The sequence below is a fragment of the Pseudomonas sp. MWU12-2319 genome, from assembly GCF_023242525.1.
GTDB lineage: Bacteria > Pseudomonadota > Gammaproteobacteria > Pseudomonadales > Pseudomonadaceae > Aquipseudomonas > Aquipseudomonas gingeri_D.
This window is the reverse complement of record NZ_JALJES010000004.1, coordinates 66,268-80,664: the sequence shown is the minus strand read 5'-3', so window position 1 is coordinate 80,664 and position 14,397 is coordinate 66,268. Positions and strand designations below refer to the sequence as shown.

The following is a 14,397-nucleotide window of genomic DNA, read 5'->3' as shown; positions in this document are numbered from 1 at the left end:
ATGGACAGGTCGGGTGCTGCCATCAGCAAGTCGCCATGGCGGCCACGCTTGTGCGTGCGATGCATCTAAATTGCCACAGTCCTGTCCATTGCCGCAGCTTTTTATCCGGGCGGCAGGGCGCGAGGCTGGCAACTGGGTCCCCGCACCTGGAGATCGGGCAACGCTTGCTGGGCGACGCTCGGGCCGGTGCTGGTCACCACCCAGCTCTCGGCATCAAAGTGCTTGTTCAAGGCCGTCCTGATCATTTCGCGGGTCAGTTGCTGGGCCTGTTCGGCGTAGTCCGTCAGGCTCAGTGGCAGGTCGTGACGCGCGATCACCAGCAGCGCCTGGAGGATATCCGCATTGCTGGCGCCATTCAGGGCCATGTCACCGCGCAGGCTCAGCTTGATGTTCTGCAGTTCCTGCTCGGTCGGGCCGTCTTTCAGGAGTTGTTCGAACATCCGCTTGACCCGCCGGATAACGGCTTCGCGGTATTCGGGAGGGGTCGAGAGGTTGATATGGAACGGGCCCCGGGCTTGCCAGTTCTTGAGTTGGGCCTCAGCCGAATAGGTGACGCCGTGCTGTTCGCGCAGGACTTTCATCAGGCGGCTGTCGAAGCCGCCGCCAAAAATCAGGCTGGCCACGTAGAGGGCGACGTAATCGGGATGATTCCGGGGCGGAGCGATCTGGGCGAAATCCAGATGAATCAGGGTGGTCGGCTGTTCGATATGGAAGGTACCGACGACACTGTCTTCAGGCCGGGCGCTGGCGGTGGGTGGCAATGCCGGACCTTTGGGCAAAGCGTCGGAAATCTTCACGCTGATGCTCTGTGCCTGCTCCAATGAGAGATCACCGACCAGCAGGATAATGGCGTTGCCCGCGCTGTAAGCCTTGCTGTGAAAGCTGCGCAGCTGCTCGGCAGTGATTTCCCCGATACTTTCCCGAGTGCCATAGAGAGGCTGGGCATACGGGTGCCGTGGGTAGAGCGGCGGTGCAAAGCGATGACTGATCCAGGTGTCGATGGCGACATCCTCGCGCATTTGCCGGTCGATGATCTCGCTCTTGACCCGGCGGATGGCGTCGCGGGTGAAGCTGGGTTTGCTCAACACTTCGCTCAACAACTGCAGGGCCGGTGTGCGGACAGCTTCGTCGCTGAGACTGCGCAGGGTGAAAAAGCCATGGTCGCGGTCAATGCCATTGCCCAGCTTCACCCCCAGGCTGTCGAACGCGGTCAGGATGGTGTCGACATCCTTGCCCTCCGACCCTTCGTTGAGCAGGCTCAGGGCCATGGCCGCCAAGCCGGGTTGCTCGCCGTCATAACGGCTGCCGGCGGCAAAGCTCACGGCCACATCGAGCAAGGGCAGGCCATGGGTTTCAACGAAGAGCACCTTGCTCCCGCTGAGGGTTTTCCAGCCGCGAACAAGGCGGGTGGTGGGGGTGGGGGCCAGGTACTGGACCGCGCTCAGCGATTGCAGGGGATTGACGGTCGACAGCTCGCCGCCAGCGGATGCCCTCGGCCCGGGGGTGGCAGGGGTGCAGATGAATGTCAGCAGAACGCTCGATAACACCAGGTTAGTCTTATTCATGGTGGGTTTTCCCGGGGCTGGCCAGGGCAACGCTGAGTCGCTCGTGGGTGAAGTAGGTTTGCGCGGCGCGTTGAATATCCAGGGGCGTGACGGCTTTCAGTTGTTCTTCTTCCAGTTCCTCCAGGGGCCACGACAGGCCGACGCTTTCCAGGCCGCCGAGTTTCTGCGCCTGGTTTTCCAGGGAGTCGAGGGCAAAGACGCGTTTCGCCATTATCCGGGTGCGCGCGCGCTCCAGCTCCTGGGCGCTGACAGGTGAGCGTTTGAGCTCGTCGAGCAGTTGCCACAGACGTGTCTGAAGGTCGTCCAGGCTGGGATTTTTCAGAGTGTCCAGGTCGACGACGATCTTCAACAAGGCGTCTCCCCGGTTGAAGGCCTCATAGCGCGAGTGAGCCCGGGTGACCAGCTCTTCATGGAACTTCAACTCCCTGAAAAGCCGCGAGCCGGAGCCGACGCCAAGCAGTTCGTTGAGCAGGCGCAAGGTGTGCGCGGTATGCGGATCGGCGGCGGTGACCAGGCTGGGCACGTTGAACGCCATGATCAGGCTGGGAAACTCATTACGGGTCTGGAGCATGATCCGTCGCTCGCCCGGCTCGTTCAGCTCCAGTGGGGGCTTGGTCTCTGGCAGCGTTCGGCCGGGCAGGTCGGCGAAGTAGCGCCGGGCCAGGGTTTCGACCTCCCCGGGGGTGATATCGCCGACCACCACCAGGGTGGCGTTGTTCGGCGCGTACCAGGTGGCGTACCAGCGTTGCAGTTGTTGGGCGTTCATGCGTTGCAGGTCGTGTAGCCAGCCGATGGTCGAGGTGCGATAGCCGCTGGTGGTAAAGGCGATGCTGCGCATCTTCTCGTCGAGCAGTGTCCCTGGGGTGTCATCGACGTTCTGCAGCCGCTCGTTTTTGATCACCTCGATTTCACGCCGGAAGGCGGCTGGCGAAAGTCGGGCGGTGCTCATCTGGTCGGCCATGATTTCCAGCGCGACGCCCAGGGCATGGCGTGGCATCAGGTATTCGTAGGTGGTGCTGTCATGGTTGGTGAAGGCGTTGATCCGCGCGCCCAGGCGTTCCATGATCTCGAACGCCTGGCCGGGGCAGACTTTGCTGCTGCCCTGGAACAACAGGTGTTCCAGGGCATGGGAAAGCCCTGATTCACCCGGTGGTTCGTGACTGGAGCCGACTTTGTACCAGAGCTGGGCCGCCACGACGGGGGCTCGATGATCTTCGCGCACGATGATTTTCAAACCGTTGTCGAGCATCAGCTCGTGGGTGCTGGGCAAGGGGGTGGCGAGGGCGATGACCGGCAGGAAAAGCAGGCCGAGTGCACATCGTGGGTAGGGGCATTTCATCCTTCGGGGGCCTTTTGAGCTGCAAAGGAACACCTTGATCCGGATGACGGAGGGGCTGGCGGTAGCGGGATAGTGACGGCGGTCTGAGGCTTGGCTCGAACCGCCGCTCAGGTTATTGGCTGGCTATGCTGCGCTGCCACAGCGCGTAGTGGACCCGCCCGGACTTCTGCTCGCGGTGCAGGCGCCAGTTGCCCGGCAGGCCGAGGCCCGAGGGGGCGTTTTCGCTTTCGGTGTAGACCCACGCGTCGTCGGCCAGCCACTGGCGTTCTTCCAGCAGGGCGCAGATGCCGGGCAGCAGGTTCTGGTTGAACGGCGGGTCGAGGAACACCAGGTCGAAGGCCGTGGCCGCCTGGGTTTCCAGGTAGCGCATGGCGTCGGCGGTCTGCACCTGGCCGACGCTGCAACGCAGGGTGCCCAGGTGTTCGCGCAGGTTGGCCACCGCCAGGTTGCTGGCGTCCAGTGCCTGGCCCATGGCCGCGCCACGGGACAGGGCCTCGAGGAACAAGGCGCCGCTACCGGCGAACGGGTCGAGCACCTTGGCCCCGGCGACATAGGGCGCCAGCCAGTTGAACAGGGTTTCGCGCACCCGGTCCGGGGTCGGCCGCAGCCCCGGGACATCCGGGAAGCTCAGGCGTCGGCTGCGCCATTCGCCACCGATGATACGCAGTTGATTCACACCGTTATGGGGGTGAGCGGGTTTCTTGCTGGGACGCGATGGGCTGGCCATTAATGCTCCGGAACCCCGAGCGGCTGCTCGGCGGGTTTGTCAGTCGGTGGCGGCAGGGGCTTTTGCGGCACCGTGGGCCCTGCGGTGACGACGATCATCTTGTCGACACTCAGGTGTTTGTTCATGGCGGACTTGATCTGCTCGACGGTCAGCGCCTGGGTTTGTTGCACGAAGTTTTCCAGGTAATCGAGTGGCAGGTCATAGAAACCCATCAGGCCCAACTGGCCGACGATGCTGCTGTTGCTCGCATTGGAAAGCGGAAAGCTGCCGGACATTTCGCGCTTGGCGTCGTCGACTTCCTTCTGGGTCGGGCCGTTTTTCAGGTAGTCGGCGACCACGTCGTCCACCAGTTTGAGCGTGCCTTCGCTCATTTCGGCGCGGGTTTGCAGGTTGATCTGGAACGGACCCCGGACCTGCATCGGCGAGAAGCCCGAATAGACACCATAGGTCAGGCCGCGTTTTTCCCGCACTTCGCTCATCAGGCGGGTGCCGAAACCGCCGCCGCCGAGGATCTGGTTGCCCAGGGACAGGGCTGCGTAGTCCGGGTCGGTGCGGTCGATGCCCTGTTGGGCCATCAGGATGGTGGTCTGCTTGGACGGGAACTCGATATGCCCGACGCTGGCTTTCGGTTCAGCCGGCTGGGCGATCTTCGGCAAGGCCGGGCCCTTGGGCAGGGCGGCGGAGACCTGGCTGGCGATGCCTTCGGCTTCGCTGCGGGAAAGATCGCCGACCAGCGCGATCACCACGTTGCCGGCCGCGTAGGCCTTGGCATGGAAGGCGCGCAGCTGTTCCAGGGTAATCGGCGGAATGCTCTGTGCCGTACCTTCGCTCGGGTGCGCGTAGGGGTGATCGCCATACAGGCGCTTGGACAGGTCCAGGCTCGCCAGCTTGCCGGGGTTCTGCTTCTGGTATTCGAAACCGGCCAGCAACTGGTTCTTGATCCGCGCCAGGGAGTTGGCAGGGAAGGTCGGCTTGCCCACCACCTCGGCGAACAGCTTCAGCGCCGGCTCGCGTTTGTCCGGGGCGCTGAGGCTGCGCAGCGAAGCAATCGCCATGTCCTTGTAGGAACCGTTGCCGAAGTCAGCCCCGAGGCCTTCGAAGCCCTGGGCAATGGCACCGACGTCCTTGCCGGCCACGCCTTCATTGAGCATGGCGTTGGTCAGCGCGGCGAGGCCGGCGGCGTTGCCGTCCTGGCTGCTGCCGGCGGCGAAGGTCAGGTTCAGGTTGAACATCGGCAGTTCATGGGCTTCGACGAACAGCACCTTGGCGCCTTCGGCGGTTTTCCAGGTCTGTACGTTCAGGCTGCGGTGCGCCGGCGCCTTGCCGTCCAGCTCCGCCAGCGATTGCAGCTTGTGGCCGGACTTGGCCGCGTCCAGGGCCTGGCTGGCCTGGGTATTACGCGCATCGAACAGATAAAAGCCGATACCGCCCGCCGCGACGGCGAGGGTCAGGGCGAGCAGGGCGAAACGTGGCCCCTTGGACTGACTCATTGGGCGCTCTCCTCGGGCAATACATGGGCGACGCTGAGGCGCTCGCGGGTGAAATAGGTACGGGCGGCTTTCTGCAGATCCTGCGGCGTGACGCTTTGCAGGTCGGCCAGTTCGGTGTCCATCATTTTCCAGGACAGGCCGACGGTTTCCAGGATGCCGATGGCGCTGGCCTGGCTGGTGATGGAGTCACGTTCGTAGACCAGGCCGGCGATCACCTGGGCACGTACGCGTTCCAGCTCTTCGGCGCTCGGTGCCTGGGTTTTCAGTTGGTCGAGCAGGCGCCAGAGGCCGGCCTCGGTGTCGGCCAGGGTTTTTTTCTTCTGGCTGTTGGGGGTGGCCGAAAGCAGGAACAGGGTGTCGCCACGGGTGTAGGCGTCGTAGCTCGACGAGCCGCCGGAGATCAGCTCTTCGCCACGCTCCAGTTGCGACGGCAGGCGCGCACTGTAGCCGCCGTCGAGCAGGGCGGCGATCAGGCGCAGGGCGGTGACCGAACGCTTGTCTTCGGCGGTGGCGAAGCTCGGCACGTTGAAGGCGAGCATCAGGCTCGGCAACTGGGTCTTCACATGCAGGGTGATCAGGCGTTCGCCGGGCTCGTCGAGTTCCCGCGGGATCTTCGCCGGCGGTGTGTCACGCCGGGGGATGGCGCCGAAATAGCGTTGGGCCAGGGTTTTGACTTCATCCGGGGTGACGTCGCCGACCACCACCAGGGTGGCGTTGTTCGGTACATACCAGGATTGGTACCAGTGGCGCAGCTCTTCGACCTTCATGCGGTCGAGGTCGGCCATCCAGCCGATGGTCGGCGTGTGGTAGCCACTGGCCGGATAGGCCATCGCCTTGAAGCGCTCGAAGGCCTTGCCCATGGGCTTGTCGTCGGTGCGCAGGCGGCGCTCCTCCTTGATCACTTCGATTTCCCGGCTGAACTCGTCGGCCGGCAGGCGCAGGCTGGCCATGCGGTCGGCTTCCAGTTCCAGGGCCACGCCCAGGCGGTCGCGGGCCAGGACCTGGTAATAGGCGGTGTAGTCGTCGCTGGTGAACGCGTTTTCTTCGGCACCGAGGTCCCGCAGGATCAGCGAGGCTTCGCCCGGGCCGACCTTGGAGCTGCCCTTGAACATCATGTGTTCCAGGGCGTGGGACAGGCCGGTCTGGCCCGGGGTTTCGTAGCTCGAGCCGACCTTGTACCAGATCTGCGAGACCACCACGGGGGCGCGGTGATCCTCGCGCACGACGACCTTCAGACCGTTGTCGAGGGTGAATTCGTGGGTCGGTTGCGGGTCGGCGGCCAAGGCGGCCAGGGGTAGGCAAAGCGTGCTGAGCAACAGGCCAGCGGCACGGCGGGCTAGAGCATTCATTCGTTTTCAAACCTGTAGTACGGCCCGCGTGATCTTAGCGTCGGCGGGCGAGGAGGTGCTAGGATACTGCGTTGCGCGCGAACAATCTGGTCAAAAGGCAGTCTGTTGCGCATCAGAATATTATTTGCCGAAGCGCCACCTTGGCGCGTCGCTACCGTGAGATAGCCGTCCTCCATGTTTGGTTCCAACGACGACAAGAAGACCCCAGCCCCGGCTGGCGAGAAAAAAAGCCTGTTCGGCTGGCTGCGTAAAAAACCGCAGGAAGCCGTCGTCGAACAGCCACAACCGACCCCCGAGGCCACGCCCGCGCCAGTGAGCGAGGCATTGCCGGTGGCCGCCGAGCCGTTGCCGTTCAGCGTGCCGGTGGTTGAAACGCCGGCCGTCGCGCCGGTTGCCCAGGTGCATGAGCCCTGGCCGAGCCTGCCCGTGGCTGAGGAGCCGGTGGCCCTGGTCGAGGATGTTCAGGCACCGCATATCACCCCGCCGATCCCGCTGACGGCTGTTGCGCCGGTCGCTGAAGTGGCCGCACCTGAACCGTTCATCGCCGGACCGGTGCCAGCGCCGGTCATTGCGCCGATTGTCGAAGCTCCAGCTCCAGCTCCAGTCTCTGCACCTGCACCAGTCCCGGCACCCGCGCCGGTCGTGGCGCCTGTGGTTGCTCCTGCGCCGGTTGCGGTGGCTGAACCGGTGACTGCCGAACCGGCCAAGCCCGTTTCCGAAGAGACCAAGGTCGGCTTCTTTACCCGCCTCAAACAGGGCCTGTCCAAGACCAGCGCCAGCATTGGCGAAGGTATGGCCAGCCTGTTCCTGGGCAAGAAGGCCATTGACGACGACCTGCTCGAAGAGCTGGAAACCCGCCTGCTGACCGCCGACGTGGGCGTTGAAGCCACCTCGGTGATCATCCAGAGCCTGACCCAGAAAGTCGCCCGCAAGCAGTTGACCGACAGCGACGCGCTCTACGCCTCGTTGCAGGCCGAGCTGACCGCGATGCTCAAGCCGGTCGAACAGCCGCTGAAGATCGATTCGCAGCACAAACCCTTCGTGATTCTGGTAGTGGGCGTCAACGGCGCCGGCAAGACCACCACCATCGGCAAACTGGCGAAGAAGCTGCAGCTTGAAGGCAAGAAGGTCATGCTGGCGGCGGGCGATACCTTTCGCGCGGCGGCGGTGGAGCAATTGCAGGTGTGGGGCGAGCGCAACCAGATTCCGGTCATCGCCCAGCACACCGGTGCCGATTCGGCTTCGGTAATCTTCGATGCGGTACAGGCGGCCAAGGCCCGCGGTATCGACGTGCTGATCGCCGACACCGCCGGTCGCCTGCACACCAAAGACAATCTGATGGAAGAACTGAAGAAGGTCCGTCGGGTGATCGCCAAGCTCGACGTAGAGGCGCCCCACGAAGTGCTGCTGGTGCTCGACGCCGGTACTGGGCAGAACGCCATCAACCAGGCCAAACAATTCAACCAGACGGTCCAGCTGACTGGCCTGGCATTGACTAAGCTCGATGGGACCGCCAAGGGCGGGGTGATCTTTGCCCTGGCCAAGCAGTTTGGCCTGCCGATTCGTTACATCGGCGTCGGCGAAGGGATCGACGATCTGCGCACCTTCGAAGCCGAGCCCTTTGTCCAGGCCCTTTTCGCTGAGCGGGAGCATTCATGATTCGTTTCGAACAGGTCGGTAAACGCTATCCGAACGGTCATGTCGGCTTGCATGAACTGAGCTTTCGGGTGCGTCGTGGTGAATTCCTGTTCGTGACCGGGCATTCCGGCGCGGGCAAAAGTACCCTGTTGCGCCTGCTGCTGGCGATGGAGCGTCCGACCACCGGCAAACTGCTGCTGGCCGGGCAGGACCTGGGCCAGATCAGCAACGCGCAGATTCCGTTCCTGCGCCGGCAGATCGGCGTGGTGTTCCAGAACCACCAGTTGCTGTTCGATCGCACGGTGTTCAACAACGTTGCCTTGCCGTTGCAGATCCTCGGCCTGTCCAAGGCCGAGATCGTCAAGCGGGTGGATTCGGCCCTGGAGCGCGTGGCGCTCTCGGACAAGACCGACCTCTACCCCGGCGATCTTTCCACCGGCCAGCAACAGCGCGTCGGTATTGCCCGTGCCATCGTCCATCGCCCGGCCTTGCTGCTGGCGGACGAACCCACCGGTAACCTCGACCCGCGCCTGGCGGCGGAAATCATGGGCGTGTTCGAAGACATCAACCGCCTGGGCACCAGCGTGCTGATCGCCAGCCACGACCTGGCCCTGATCGCCCGCATGCGCCACCGCATGCTGACCCTGCAACGCGGCCGATTGATCGGCGACGGGGAGGCAGGCGAATGAGTGCGACTCGCAGCCCCAAGGTAGCCGAACGCGTGGCCCCGAAAGCCAGCGACCCGCAGCCGCCGAAGAAAAAACGCAACGAAGACGACGGTCCGGACTTCGGCACCCTGCTCAGCGCCTGGATCGAAAGCCATCGCGCCAGCCTGTTGGACAGCCTGCGCCGCCTGGGCAAGCAGCCGATCGGCAGCTTCTTTACCTGCCTGGTGATGGCCGTGGCCCTGAGCCTGCCCATGGGCTTGTCGCTGCTGCTGAACAATGTCGAGCGACTGGGTGGCTCCTGGCAGCGCGCGGCGCAGATCTCCCTGTACCTGCAACTGGATGCCAGCCCGACCGAAGGCGCGCACCTCAGCGAACAGATCAAGGCCATGCCCGGCGTCGCGGATGCCGAGTACATCAGCAAGGAAAAGGCCCTGGACGAGTTCCAGCAGCAGTCGGGCCTGGGCGAAGCCCTCAAGGAATTGCCGCAGAACCCCCTGCCGGGGGTGGTGCTGGTGACGCCGAACGAAGTCGACAAGGCGACATTGGAAGCTCTGCGCCAGCGCCTGGCCGAGTTGCCCAAGGTGCAACAGGCGCAACTGGACCTGGTCTGGGTCGAGCGTCTGGCGGCTATTCTCAAGCTGGGCGACCGGTTTGTCTTCGGCCTGACGGTGCTGCTGGTGTCTGCATTACTTTTGGTGATAGGCAATACCATTCGTCTTCATATTGAAAACCGCCGCACCGAGATCGAAGTGATTAAACTGGTCGGCGGCACTGATAGCTATGTGCGTAGGCCTTTTCTCTATATGGGCGCGCTTTATGGCTTTGGTGCCGGGTTTTTGTCCTGGGGCGTGTTGGCTTATGGCCTGAACTGGCTGAATGACGCGGTGGTCGGGCTGGCCGGTCTCTACGGCAGCGACTTTTCCCTGGCCGGTGTGCCGGTGGCCGATGGTCTGTCATTGTTGCTTGGGGCGGTGCTCTTGGGGTATATCGGTGCTTGGATTGCGGTCGCACGGCATTTACGTGAGCTGGCACCGAAGTAGTTAATGTCAGATTAATGTGGTTTCGTTTGTATTGACCGTATTGGTGGTTTAGGGAACTTGTCCTACGGTTCCCGGTCAATTTTCGCAGTGCATCACTGCACGAGTTATGTGAGTCGGAGGTTTTTTCGTATGACCACTTCTTTGCAACCTGTCTACGCGTTGGTCCCGGGTGCGAACCTGGAAGCCTACGTGAACACGGTGAACAGCATTCCCTTGCTGACGCCGGAGCAGGAGCGTGAACTGGCCGAGAGTCTCTATTATGAGCAGGATCTTGGGGCGGCTCGGCAGATGGTGCTCGCCCACCTGCGTTTTGTCGTCCATATCGCCCGTAGCTATTCCGGCTACGGGCTGGCCCAGGCTGACCTGATCCAGGAAGGCAACGTCGGCCTGATGAAGGCCGTGAAGCGCTTCAACCCGGAAATGGGTGTGCGCCTGGTGTCGTTCGCCGTGCACTGGATCAAGGCGGAAATCCACGAGTTCATCCTGCGCAACTGGCGCATTGTGAAAGTGGCCACCACCAAGGCCCAGCGCAAGCTGTTCTTCAACCTGCGTAGCCAGAAAAAGCGTCTGGCCTGGCTGAACAACGAGGAAGTCCACCGCGTGGCTGAAAGCCTCGGCGTGGAACCCCGTGAAGTGCGCGAGATGGAAAGCCGGCTGACCGGCCAGGACATGGCCTTCGACCCGGCGGCGGAAGCCGACGACGACAGTGCCTTCCAGTCTCCGGCCAACTACCTGGAAGACCACCGGTATGACCCGGCGCGTCAGCTGGAGGATGCCGATTGGAGCGAAAACTCCAACAGCAACCTGCATGAAGCCCTGGAAGTGCTCGACGAGCGCAGCCGCGACATTCTCTACCAGCGCTGGTTGGCGGAAGAGAAAGCCACGCTGCACGACCTGGCGCAGAAGTACAACGTTTCGGCCGAGCGGATTCGCCAGCTGGAAAAGAGTGCGATGAACAAGCTGAAGTTGTCGATTGCCGCTTAAGTGCTGAAGCAATAAAAAACGCCCCGATCTGATCGGGGCGTTTTTGTTTCGACGTTCGAAATTTTCGGCGTCTGGACAGGCCTCATCGCGAGCAAGCTTGCTCCTACAGGGCCAGCGTCGTTCACAACATTGTGGCTCGCCGCCAACACTGTAGGAGCAAGCTTGCTCGCGATGAGGCCGTGGAGATCACAACGCCCAGGGCGCCTTGCGCGAGTTGTTCAGCCCGCTCAGGTACTCATCCCCACCCAACTGGCTCATCTGCTGGCGAATCCAGCCCGCCCGGCGCGCCACGTAGATGCTCGGGTGACTGGCGCTCCATTCCCGCGGATTGGGCAGTACCGCCGCCAGCAAGCTGGCCTGCTGGCGCGACAGGCCCGCCGCGCTCACGCGGAAGTGATGCCGCGCCGCCGCTTCCGCGCCGAACACGCCGTCGTCCCACTCCACGCTGTTCAGGTACACCTCGAGAATCCGCTGCTTGGGCCACGTCAGTTCGATCAGCGCGGTAAACCAGGCTTCCAGCCCTTTACGCAAATAACTGCGCCCCGACCACAGGAACAGGTTCTTCGACACCTGCTGGCTCAAGGTGCTGGCGCCGCGAATCGAACCGCCGCGCTCGTTGTGTTCAAACGCGGCCTGGATCGCATCGAAGTCGAACCCCCAGTGCTCAGGGAATTTCTGGTCCTCGCCGGCCATTACCGCCACTTTCAACTCGTCGGAGATCTGTTCCCACGGGCGCCAGCTGCGTTGCAGGTCAATGGGCTCGCCATCGGTCCAGGACTCGATCTTGCGTTCGACCATCAGCGCGGTCCCGGGCGGCGGCACCCAACGAAACAGCAGCACCAGCAACACACTGCCGATGGCGAACCATTTCAGGACGGTGACGAGGCGGCGGAAAAGGAATGACAACATAGAGATGGCTTGGCCGGGGCGTGGGAGCGGGCCATTATACAGACCCTGTGCCCCCTGAATGGAGTTCGTCATGTTGCGTGGTTTTTTGCTGCTGGCCGCCTTTTTCGGTTTTACCGGCGTCGCCCTCGGTGCCTTTGCCGCCCACGGCCTGAAAGACCGCCTGAGCGCGGAGTACCTGGCGATCTTCCACACCGGGGTGACCTATCAGCTGGTGCACGCCCTCGCGCTGTTCGGCGTGGCGCTGTTGGCGACCCATATTCCGGGGCGTCTGGTCACCTGGGCCGGCCTGTCGTTCGCCTTCGGGATTATCCTGTTCTCCGGCAGCCTGTATCTGTTGACCCTGACCGGTGTGAGCAAGTTGGGCATCATCACCCCGTTCGGCGGCCTGGGCTTCCTGATCGGCTGGTTCTGCCTCGGTCTGGCCGCCTGGCGCCTGCAGGCGGCTTGAGCTGACCGCCAGGTCGACGAATGGCTTGGGTCGCCCGGACTGATCGGGCTAGAATGCTGACCCCTAAAAATGATGGCAGCCCGGCGCATGCGCATTCAATTGAACGGTGAACCCTTTGAACTGCCCGATGGCGAGACCGTCGCGGCGTTGCTGGCCCGGCTCGACCTGGTCGGGCGGCGGGTGGCGGTGGAGCTGAACCTGGATATCGTCCCGCGCAGCCAGCATGCCGACACCGCCCTGCGTGAAGGCGATCAGGTCGAAGTGGTACACGCTATCGGTGGCGGTTAATCGCCCCCGCGGTCCCACGCCCTGATCCACCCTGCAAGCCCTCAACCTTTCAAGAGGATTTCCGAATGAGCACTGTTCGCAGCGACAAGCCCTTCGTGCTGGCCGGCCGTACCTATCAGTCCCGTCTGCTGGTGGGTACCGGCAAATACCGCGACATGGAAGAAACCCGCCTGGCCATCGAGGCCTCGGGGGCCGAGATCGTCACCGTGGCGGTGCGCCGGACCAATCTGGGGCAGAACCCGGGCGAACCTAACCTGCTGGATATCCTGCCGCCGGATCGCTACACCATCCTGCCGAATACCGCCGGTTGCTACGACGCCATCGAAGCCGTGCGCACCTGCCGCCTGGCCCGTGAGCTGCTGGACGGCCACAACCTGGTGAAGCTGGAAGTCCTGGCCGACCAGAAAACCCTGTTCCCCAACGTGATCGAAACCCTCAAGGCCGCCGAAGTGCTGGTCAAGGAAGGTTTCGACGTGATGGTCTACACCAGCGATGACCCGATCATCGCCCGGCAACTGGCGGAAATCGGCTGCATCGCGGTCATGCCGCTGGCCGGCCTGATCGGCACGGGCCTGGGGATCTGCAACCCGTACAACCTGCAGATCATCCTCGAAGAAGCCAAGATCCCGGTGCTGGTGGATGCCGGTGTCGGTACCGCCTCCGACGCCACCATTGCCATGGAACTGGGTTGCGAGGCGGTGCTGATGAACTCGGCCATCGCCCACGCCCAGCAGCCGATCCTGATGGCCGAAGCCATGAAACACGCCATCGTTGCCGGTCGCCTGGCCTACCTCGCCGGTCGCATGCCGAAAAAACTCTATGCCAGCGCTTCCTCGCCGCTGGATGGTCTGATCAAGTAAGAGCCTTTGATGACTGAATCGAACGACACGCCAATCCAGCCGGAAGAAGGCGAAGAGCGCCAACACCGCCGTATCAAGAGTTTCGTGATGCGCGCCGGGCGCATGACCGAAGGCCAGCAGAAGGGCCTGGAACAGGGCACGCCGCTGTTCGTCCTGCCGCTGGCCGATGCGCCGGTAGATTTTGACCAGGTGTTCGGTCGCTCGGCGCCACGCTCGCTGGAAATCGGCTTCGGCATGGGGCATTCCCTGCTGGAAATGGCGGCGGCGGCACCCGAGCAGGATTTTATCGGTGTGGAAGTGCACCGTCCGGGTGTTGGGGCGCTGCTCAATGGCGTGCTGACCCAGGGGCTGAAGAACCTGCGGGTCTACGACTGCGATGCCATTGAAGTGCTCAACCGCTGCGTGGCGGACAACAGCCTGGATCGGCTGATGCTGTTTTTCCCGGATCCGTGGCACAAGAGCCGTCACCACAAGCGGCGTATCGTCCAGGCATCCTTTGCCGAACTGGTGCGCAGCAAGCTGAAGGTCGGTGGGATCTTGCATATGGCCACCGACTGGGAGCCGTATGCCGAATATATGCTGGAAGTGATGAACGTCGCCCCGGGTTATCGCAACCTGGCCGAAGACGGCAAATGCGTGCCGCGTCCGGCCGAACGCCCGATCACCAAGTTCGAACGCCGTGGCGAACGACTGGGACACGGAGTGTGGGACCTGAAGTTCGAGAAACTGGCCTGAGGCCGATGGCGGTGAAGCGCGTTCCAATCAGCGCCGATCCGCCACCACCCCGATCAATACCAGCACCACCAACAACACCGGCGCCAGGCTGTAGTTGTTGAACTGGCTCAAGCCGCGCACCACCCAGGGCGTGGCGTAGATCAAGGCCGCGCCGCTGCCGATCATGCACAGCAGGGCCAGCAGCGGTACGCGCAAGGCACCGGCAATGCTGCCCAGGCGTTGATCGATCCAACCCTTGATATCCGCGCCAAACAGCACCAGCAGGCAGCCCACCAGCGCCAGGGCGATTTCCGACAGGTTGCTGCGGCTCCAACGCGATACCGTGGCGAGCAGGTCGAGTACCAGGTCCATGGGGTT

The 14,397-nt window shown here is 63.1% G+C and carries 15 protein-coding genes; 8 read left to right on the top strand and 7 right to left on the bottom strand.

What is annotated here, in order from left to right; translation table 11 throughout:
• Window positions 1–101 precede the first annotated feature (101 nt).
• The 5 genes from M5C01_RS07950 to M5C01_RS07930 all read right to left on the bottom strand — a co-directional run bounded on the left by M5C01_RS07950 (window position 102) and on the right by M5C01_RS07930 (window position 6,470).
• Entirely contained in the window at window positions 102–1,565 is a 1,464-nt protein-coding gene (locus M5C01_RS07950) for a pitrilysin family protein (protein WP_152736809.1), read from the bottom strand.
• Window positions 1,558–2,904, bottom strand: a complete 1,347-nt coding sequence (locus M5C01_RS07945) for a pitrilysin family protein (RefSeq protein ID WP_152736810.1) — start codon at window positions 2,902–2,904, stop codon at window positions 1,558–1,560. The genes M5C01_RS07950 and M5C01_RS07945 overlap by 8 nt, the downstream gene beginning before the upstream one ends.
• Window positions 2,905–3,016: 112 nt before the next feature.
• Complete coding sequence (gene rsmD / locus M5C01_RS07940) at window positions 3,017–3,631, bottom strand: 16S rRNA (guanine(966)-N(2))-methyltransferase RsmD (protein WP_152736811.1); 615 nt, start codon at window positions 3,629–3,631, stop codon at window positions 3,017–3,019.
• Window positions 3,631–5,121: a pitrilysin family protein gene (locus tag M5C01_RS07935; protein WP_152736812.1), complete on the bottom strand. Its 1,491-nt coding sequence runs from the start codon at window positions 5,119–5,121 to the stop codon at window positions 3,631–3,633. Before M5C01_RS07935 ends, rsmD begins: the two co-directional genes overlap by 1 nt.
• Window positions 5,118–6,470: a pitrilysin family protein gene (locus M5C01_RS07930; RefSeq protein WP_103494451.1), complete on the bottom strand. Its 1,353-nt coding sequence runs from the start codon at window positions 6,468–6,470 to the stop codon at window positions 5,118–5,120. Before M5C01_RS07930 ends, M5C01_RS07935 begins: the two co-directional genes overlap by 4 nt.
• Window positions 6,471–6,644: 174 nt before the next feature.
• Between M5C01_RS07930 and ftsY the strand changes: the two genes are divergently transcribed.
• The 4 genes from ftsY to rpoH all read left to right on the top strand — a co-directional run bounded on the left by ftsY (window position 6,645) and on the right by rpoH (window position 10,800).
• Window positions 6,645–8,129, top strand: coding sequence for a signal recognition particle-docking protein FtsY (gene ftsY, locus M5C01_RS07925; protein WP_152736813.1), 1,485 nt, complete (start codon window positions 6,645–6,647; stop codon window positions 8,127–8,129).
• Complete coding sequence (gene ftsE / locus M5C01_RS07920; RefSeq protein WP_100944599.1) at window positions 8,126–8,797, top strand: cell division ATP-binding protein FtsE; 672 nt, start codon at window positions 8,126–8,128, stop codon at window positions 8,795–8,797. Before ftsY ends, ftsE begins: the two co-directional genes overlap by 4 nt.
• Window positions 8,794–9,816 carry a permease-like cell division protein FtsX gene (ftsX, locus tag M5C01_RS07915; protein ID WP_152736814.1) on the top strand — a complete coding sequence of 341 codons (1,023 nt, stop codon included), beginning with the start codon at window positions 8,794–8,796 and terminating at the stop codon, window positions 9,814–9,816. The genes ftsE and ftsX overlap by 4 nt, the downstream gene beginning before the upstream one ends.
• A gap of 129 nt (window positions 9,817–9,945) precedes the next feature.
• Window positions 9,946–10,800, top strand: coding sequence for an RNA polymerase sigma factor RpoH (rpoH, locus tag M5C01_RS07910; RefSeq protein ID WP_100944601.1), 855 nt, complete (start codon window positions 9,946–9,948; stop codon window positions 10,798–10,800).
• A 186-nt stretch (window positions 10,801–10,986) separates the two neighbouring features.
• Here rpoH and mtgA read toward each other — a convergent pair whose 3' ends face one another.
• Window positions 10,987–11,709, bottom strand: a complete 723-nt coding sequence (mtgA, locus tag M5C01_RS07905) for a monofunctional biosynthetic peptidoglycan transglycosylase (protein WP_152736815.1) — start codon at window positions 11,707–11,709, stop codon at window positions 10,987–10,989.
• 70 nt (window positions 11,710–11,779) lie between these two features.
• On the opposite strand from mtgA, the gene M5C01_RS07900 reads away from it, so the two are divergent.
• The 4 genes from M5C01_RS07900 to trmB all read left to right on the top strand — a co-directional run bounded on the left by M5C01_RS07900 (window position 11,780) and on the right by trmB (window position 14,040).
• Window positions 11,780–12,157 (top strand): DUF423 domain-containing protein, encoded by a 378-nt coding sequence (locus tag M5C01_RS07900; protein ID WP_103494447.1) that lies wholly within the window; start codon window positions 11,780–11,782, stop codon window positions 12,155–12,157.
• Window positions 12,158–12,244: 87 nt separating this feature from the next.
• Entirely contained in the window at window positions 12,245–12,445 is a 201-nt protein-coding gene (gene thiS / locus M5C01_RS07895; protein ID WP_100944604.1) for a sulfur carrier protein ThiS, read from the top strand.
• Window positions 12,446–12,510: 65 nt separating this feature from the next.
• Window positions 12,511–13,305, top strand: coding sequence for a thiazole synthase (locus tag M5C01_RS07890; RefSeq protein ID WP_100944605.1), 795 nt, complete (start codon window positions 12,511–12,513; stop codon window positions 13,303–13,305).
• A 9-nt stretch (window positions 13,306–13,314) separates the two neighbouring features.
• Window positions 13,315–14,040 (top strand): tRNA (guanosine(46)-N7)-methyltransferase TrmB, encoded by a 726-nt coding sequence (gene trmB, locus M5C01_RS07885; RefSeq protein WP_152736816.1) that lies wholly within the window; start codon window positions 13,315–13,317, stop codon window positions 14,038–14,040.
• Between the two features lie 27 nt (window positions 14,041–14,067).
• On the opposite strand, the gene M5C01_RS07880 is transcribed toward trmB, so the two are convergent.
• Complete coding sequence (locus M5C01_RS07880) at window positions 14,068–14,391, bottom strand: DUF3392 domain-containing protein (RefSeq protein WP_060781995.1); 324 nt, start codon at window positions 14,389–14,391, stop codon at window positions 14,068–14,070.
• Window positions 14,392–14,397: the final 6 nt, after the last annotated feature.

Excerpts from the sequence above, each read along its gene's own strand:
- M5C01_RS07950 (WP_152736809.1), bottom strand. The coding sequence starts at position 1,565 with ATGAATAAGACTAACCTGGTGTTATCGAGCGTTCTGCTGACATTCATC.
- M5C01_RS07945 (WP_152736810.1), bottom strand. The coding sequence starts at position 2,904 with ATGAAATGCCCCTACCCACGATGTGCACTCGGCCTGCTTTTCCTGCCG.
- rsmD (WP_152736811.1), bottom strand. The coding sequence starts at position 3,631 with ATGGCCAGCCCATCGCGTCCCAGCAAGAAACCCGCTCACCCCCATAAC.
- M5C01_RS07935 (WP_152736812.1), bottom strand. The coding sequence starts at position 5,121 with ATGAGTCAGTCCAAGGGGCCACGTTTCGCCCTGCTCGCCCTGACCCTC.
- M5C01_RS07930 (WP_103494451.1), bottom strand. The coding sequence starts at position 6,470 with ATGAATGCTCTAGCCCGCCGTGCCGCTGGCCTGTTGCTCAGCACGCTT.
- ftsY (WP_152736813.1), top strand. The coding sequence starts at position 6,645 with ATGTTTGGTTCCAACGACGACAAGAAGACCCCAGCCCCGGCTGGCGAG.
- ftsE (WP_100944599.1), top strand. The coding sequence starts at position 8,126 with ATGATTCGTTTCGAACAGGTCGGTAAACGCTATCCGAACGGTCATGTC.
- ftsX (WP_152736814.1), top strand. The coding sequence starts at position 8,794 with ATGAGTGCGACTCGCAGCCCCAAGGTAGCCGAACGCGTGGCCCCGAAA.
- rpoH (WP_100944601.1), top strand. The coding sequence starts at position 9,946 with ATGACCACTTCTTTGCAACCTGTCTACGCGTTGGTCCCGGGTGCGAAC.
- mtgA (WP_152736815.1), bottom strand. The coding sequence starts at position 11,709 with ATGTTGTCATTCCTTTTCCGCCGCCTCGTCACCGTCCTGAAATGGTTC.
- M5C01_RS07900 (WP_103494447.1), top strand. The coding sequence starts at position 11,780 with ATGTTGCGTGGTTTTTTGCTGCTGGCCGCCTTTTTCGGTTTTACCGGC.
- thiS (WP_100944604.1), top strand. The coding sequence starts at position 12,245 with ATGCGCATTCAATTGAACGGTGAACCCTTTGAACTGCCCGATGGCGAG.
- M5C01_RS07890 (WP_100944605.1), top strand. The coding sequence starts at position 12,511 with ATGAGCACTGTTCGCAGCGACAAGCCCTTCGTGCTGGCCGGCCGTACC.
- trmB (WP_152736816.1), top strand. The coding sequence starts at position 13,315 with ATGACTGAATCGAACGACACGCCAATCCAGCCGGAAGAAGGCGAAGAG.
- M5C01_RS07880 (WP_060781995.1), bottom strand. The coding sequence starts at position 14,391 with ATGGACCTGGTACTCGACCTGCTCGCCACGGTATCGCGTTGGAGCCGC.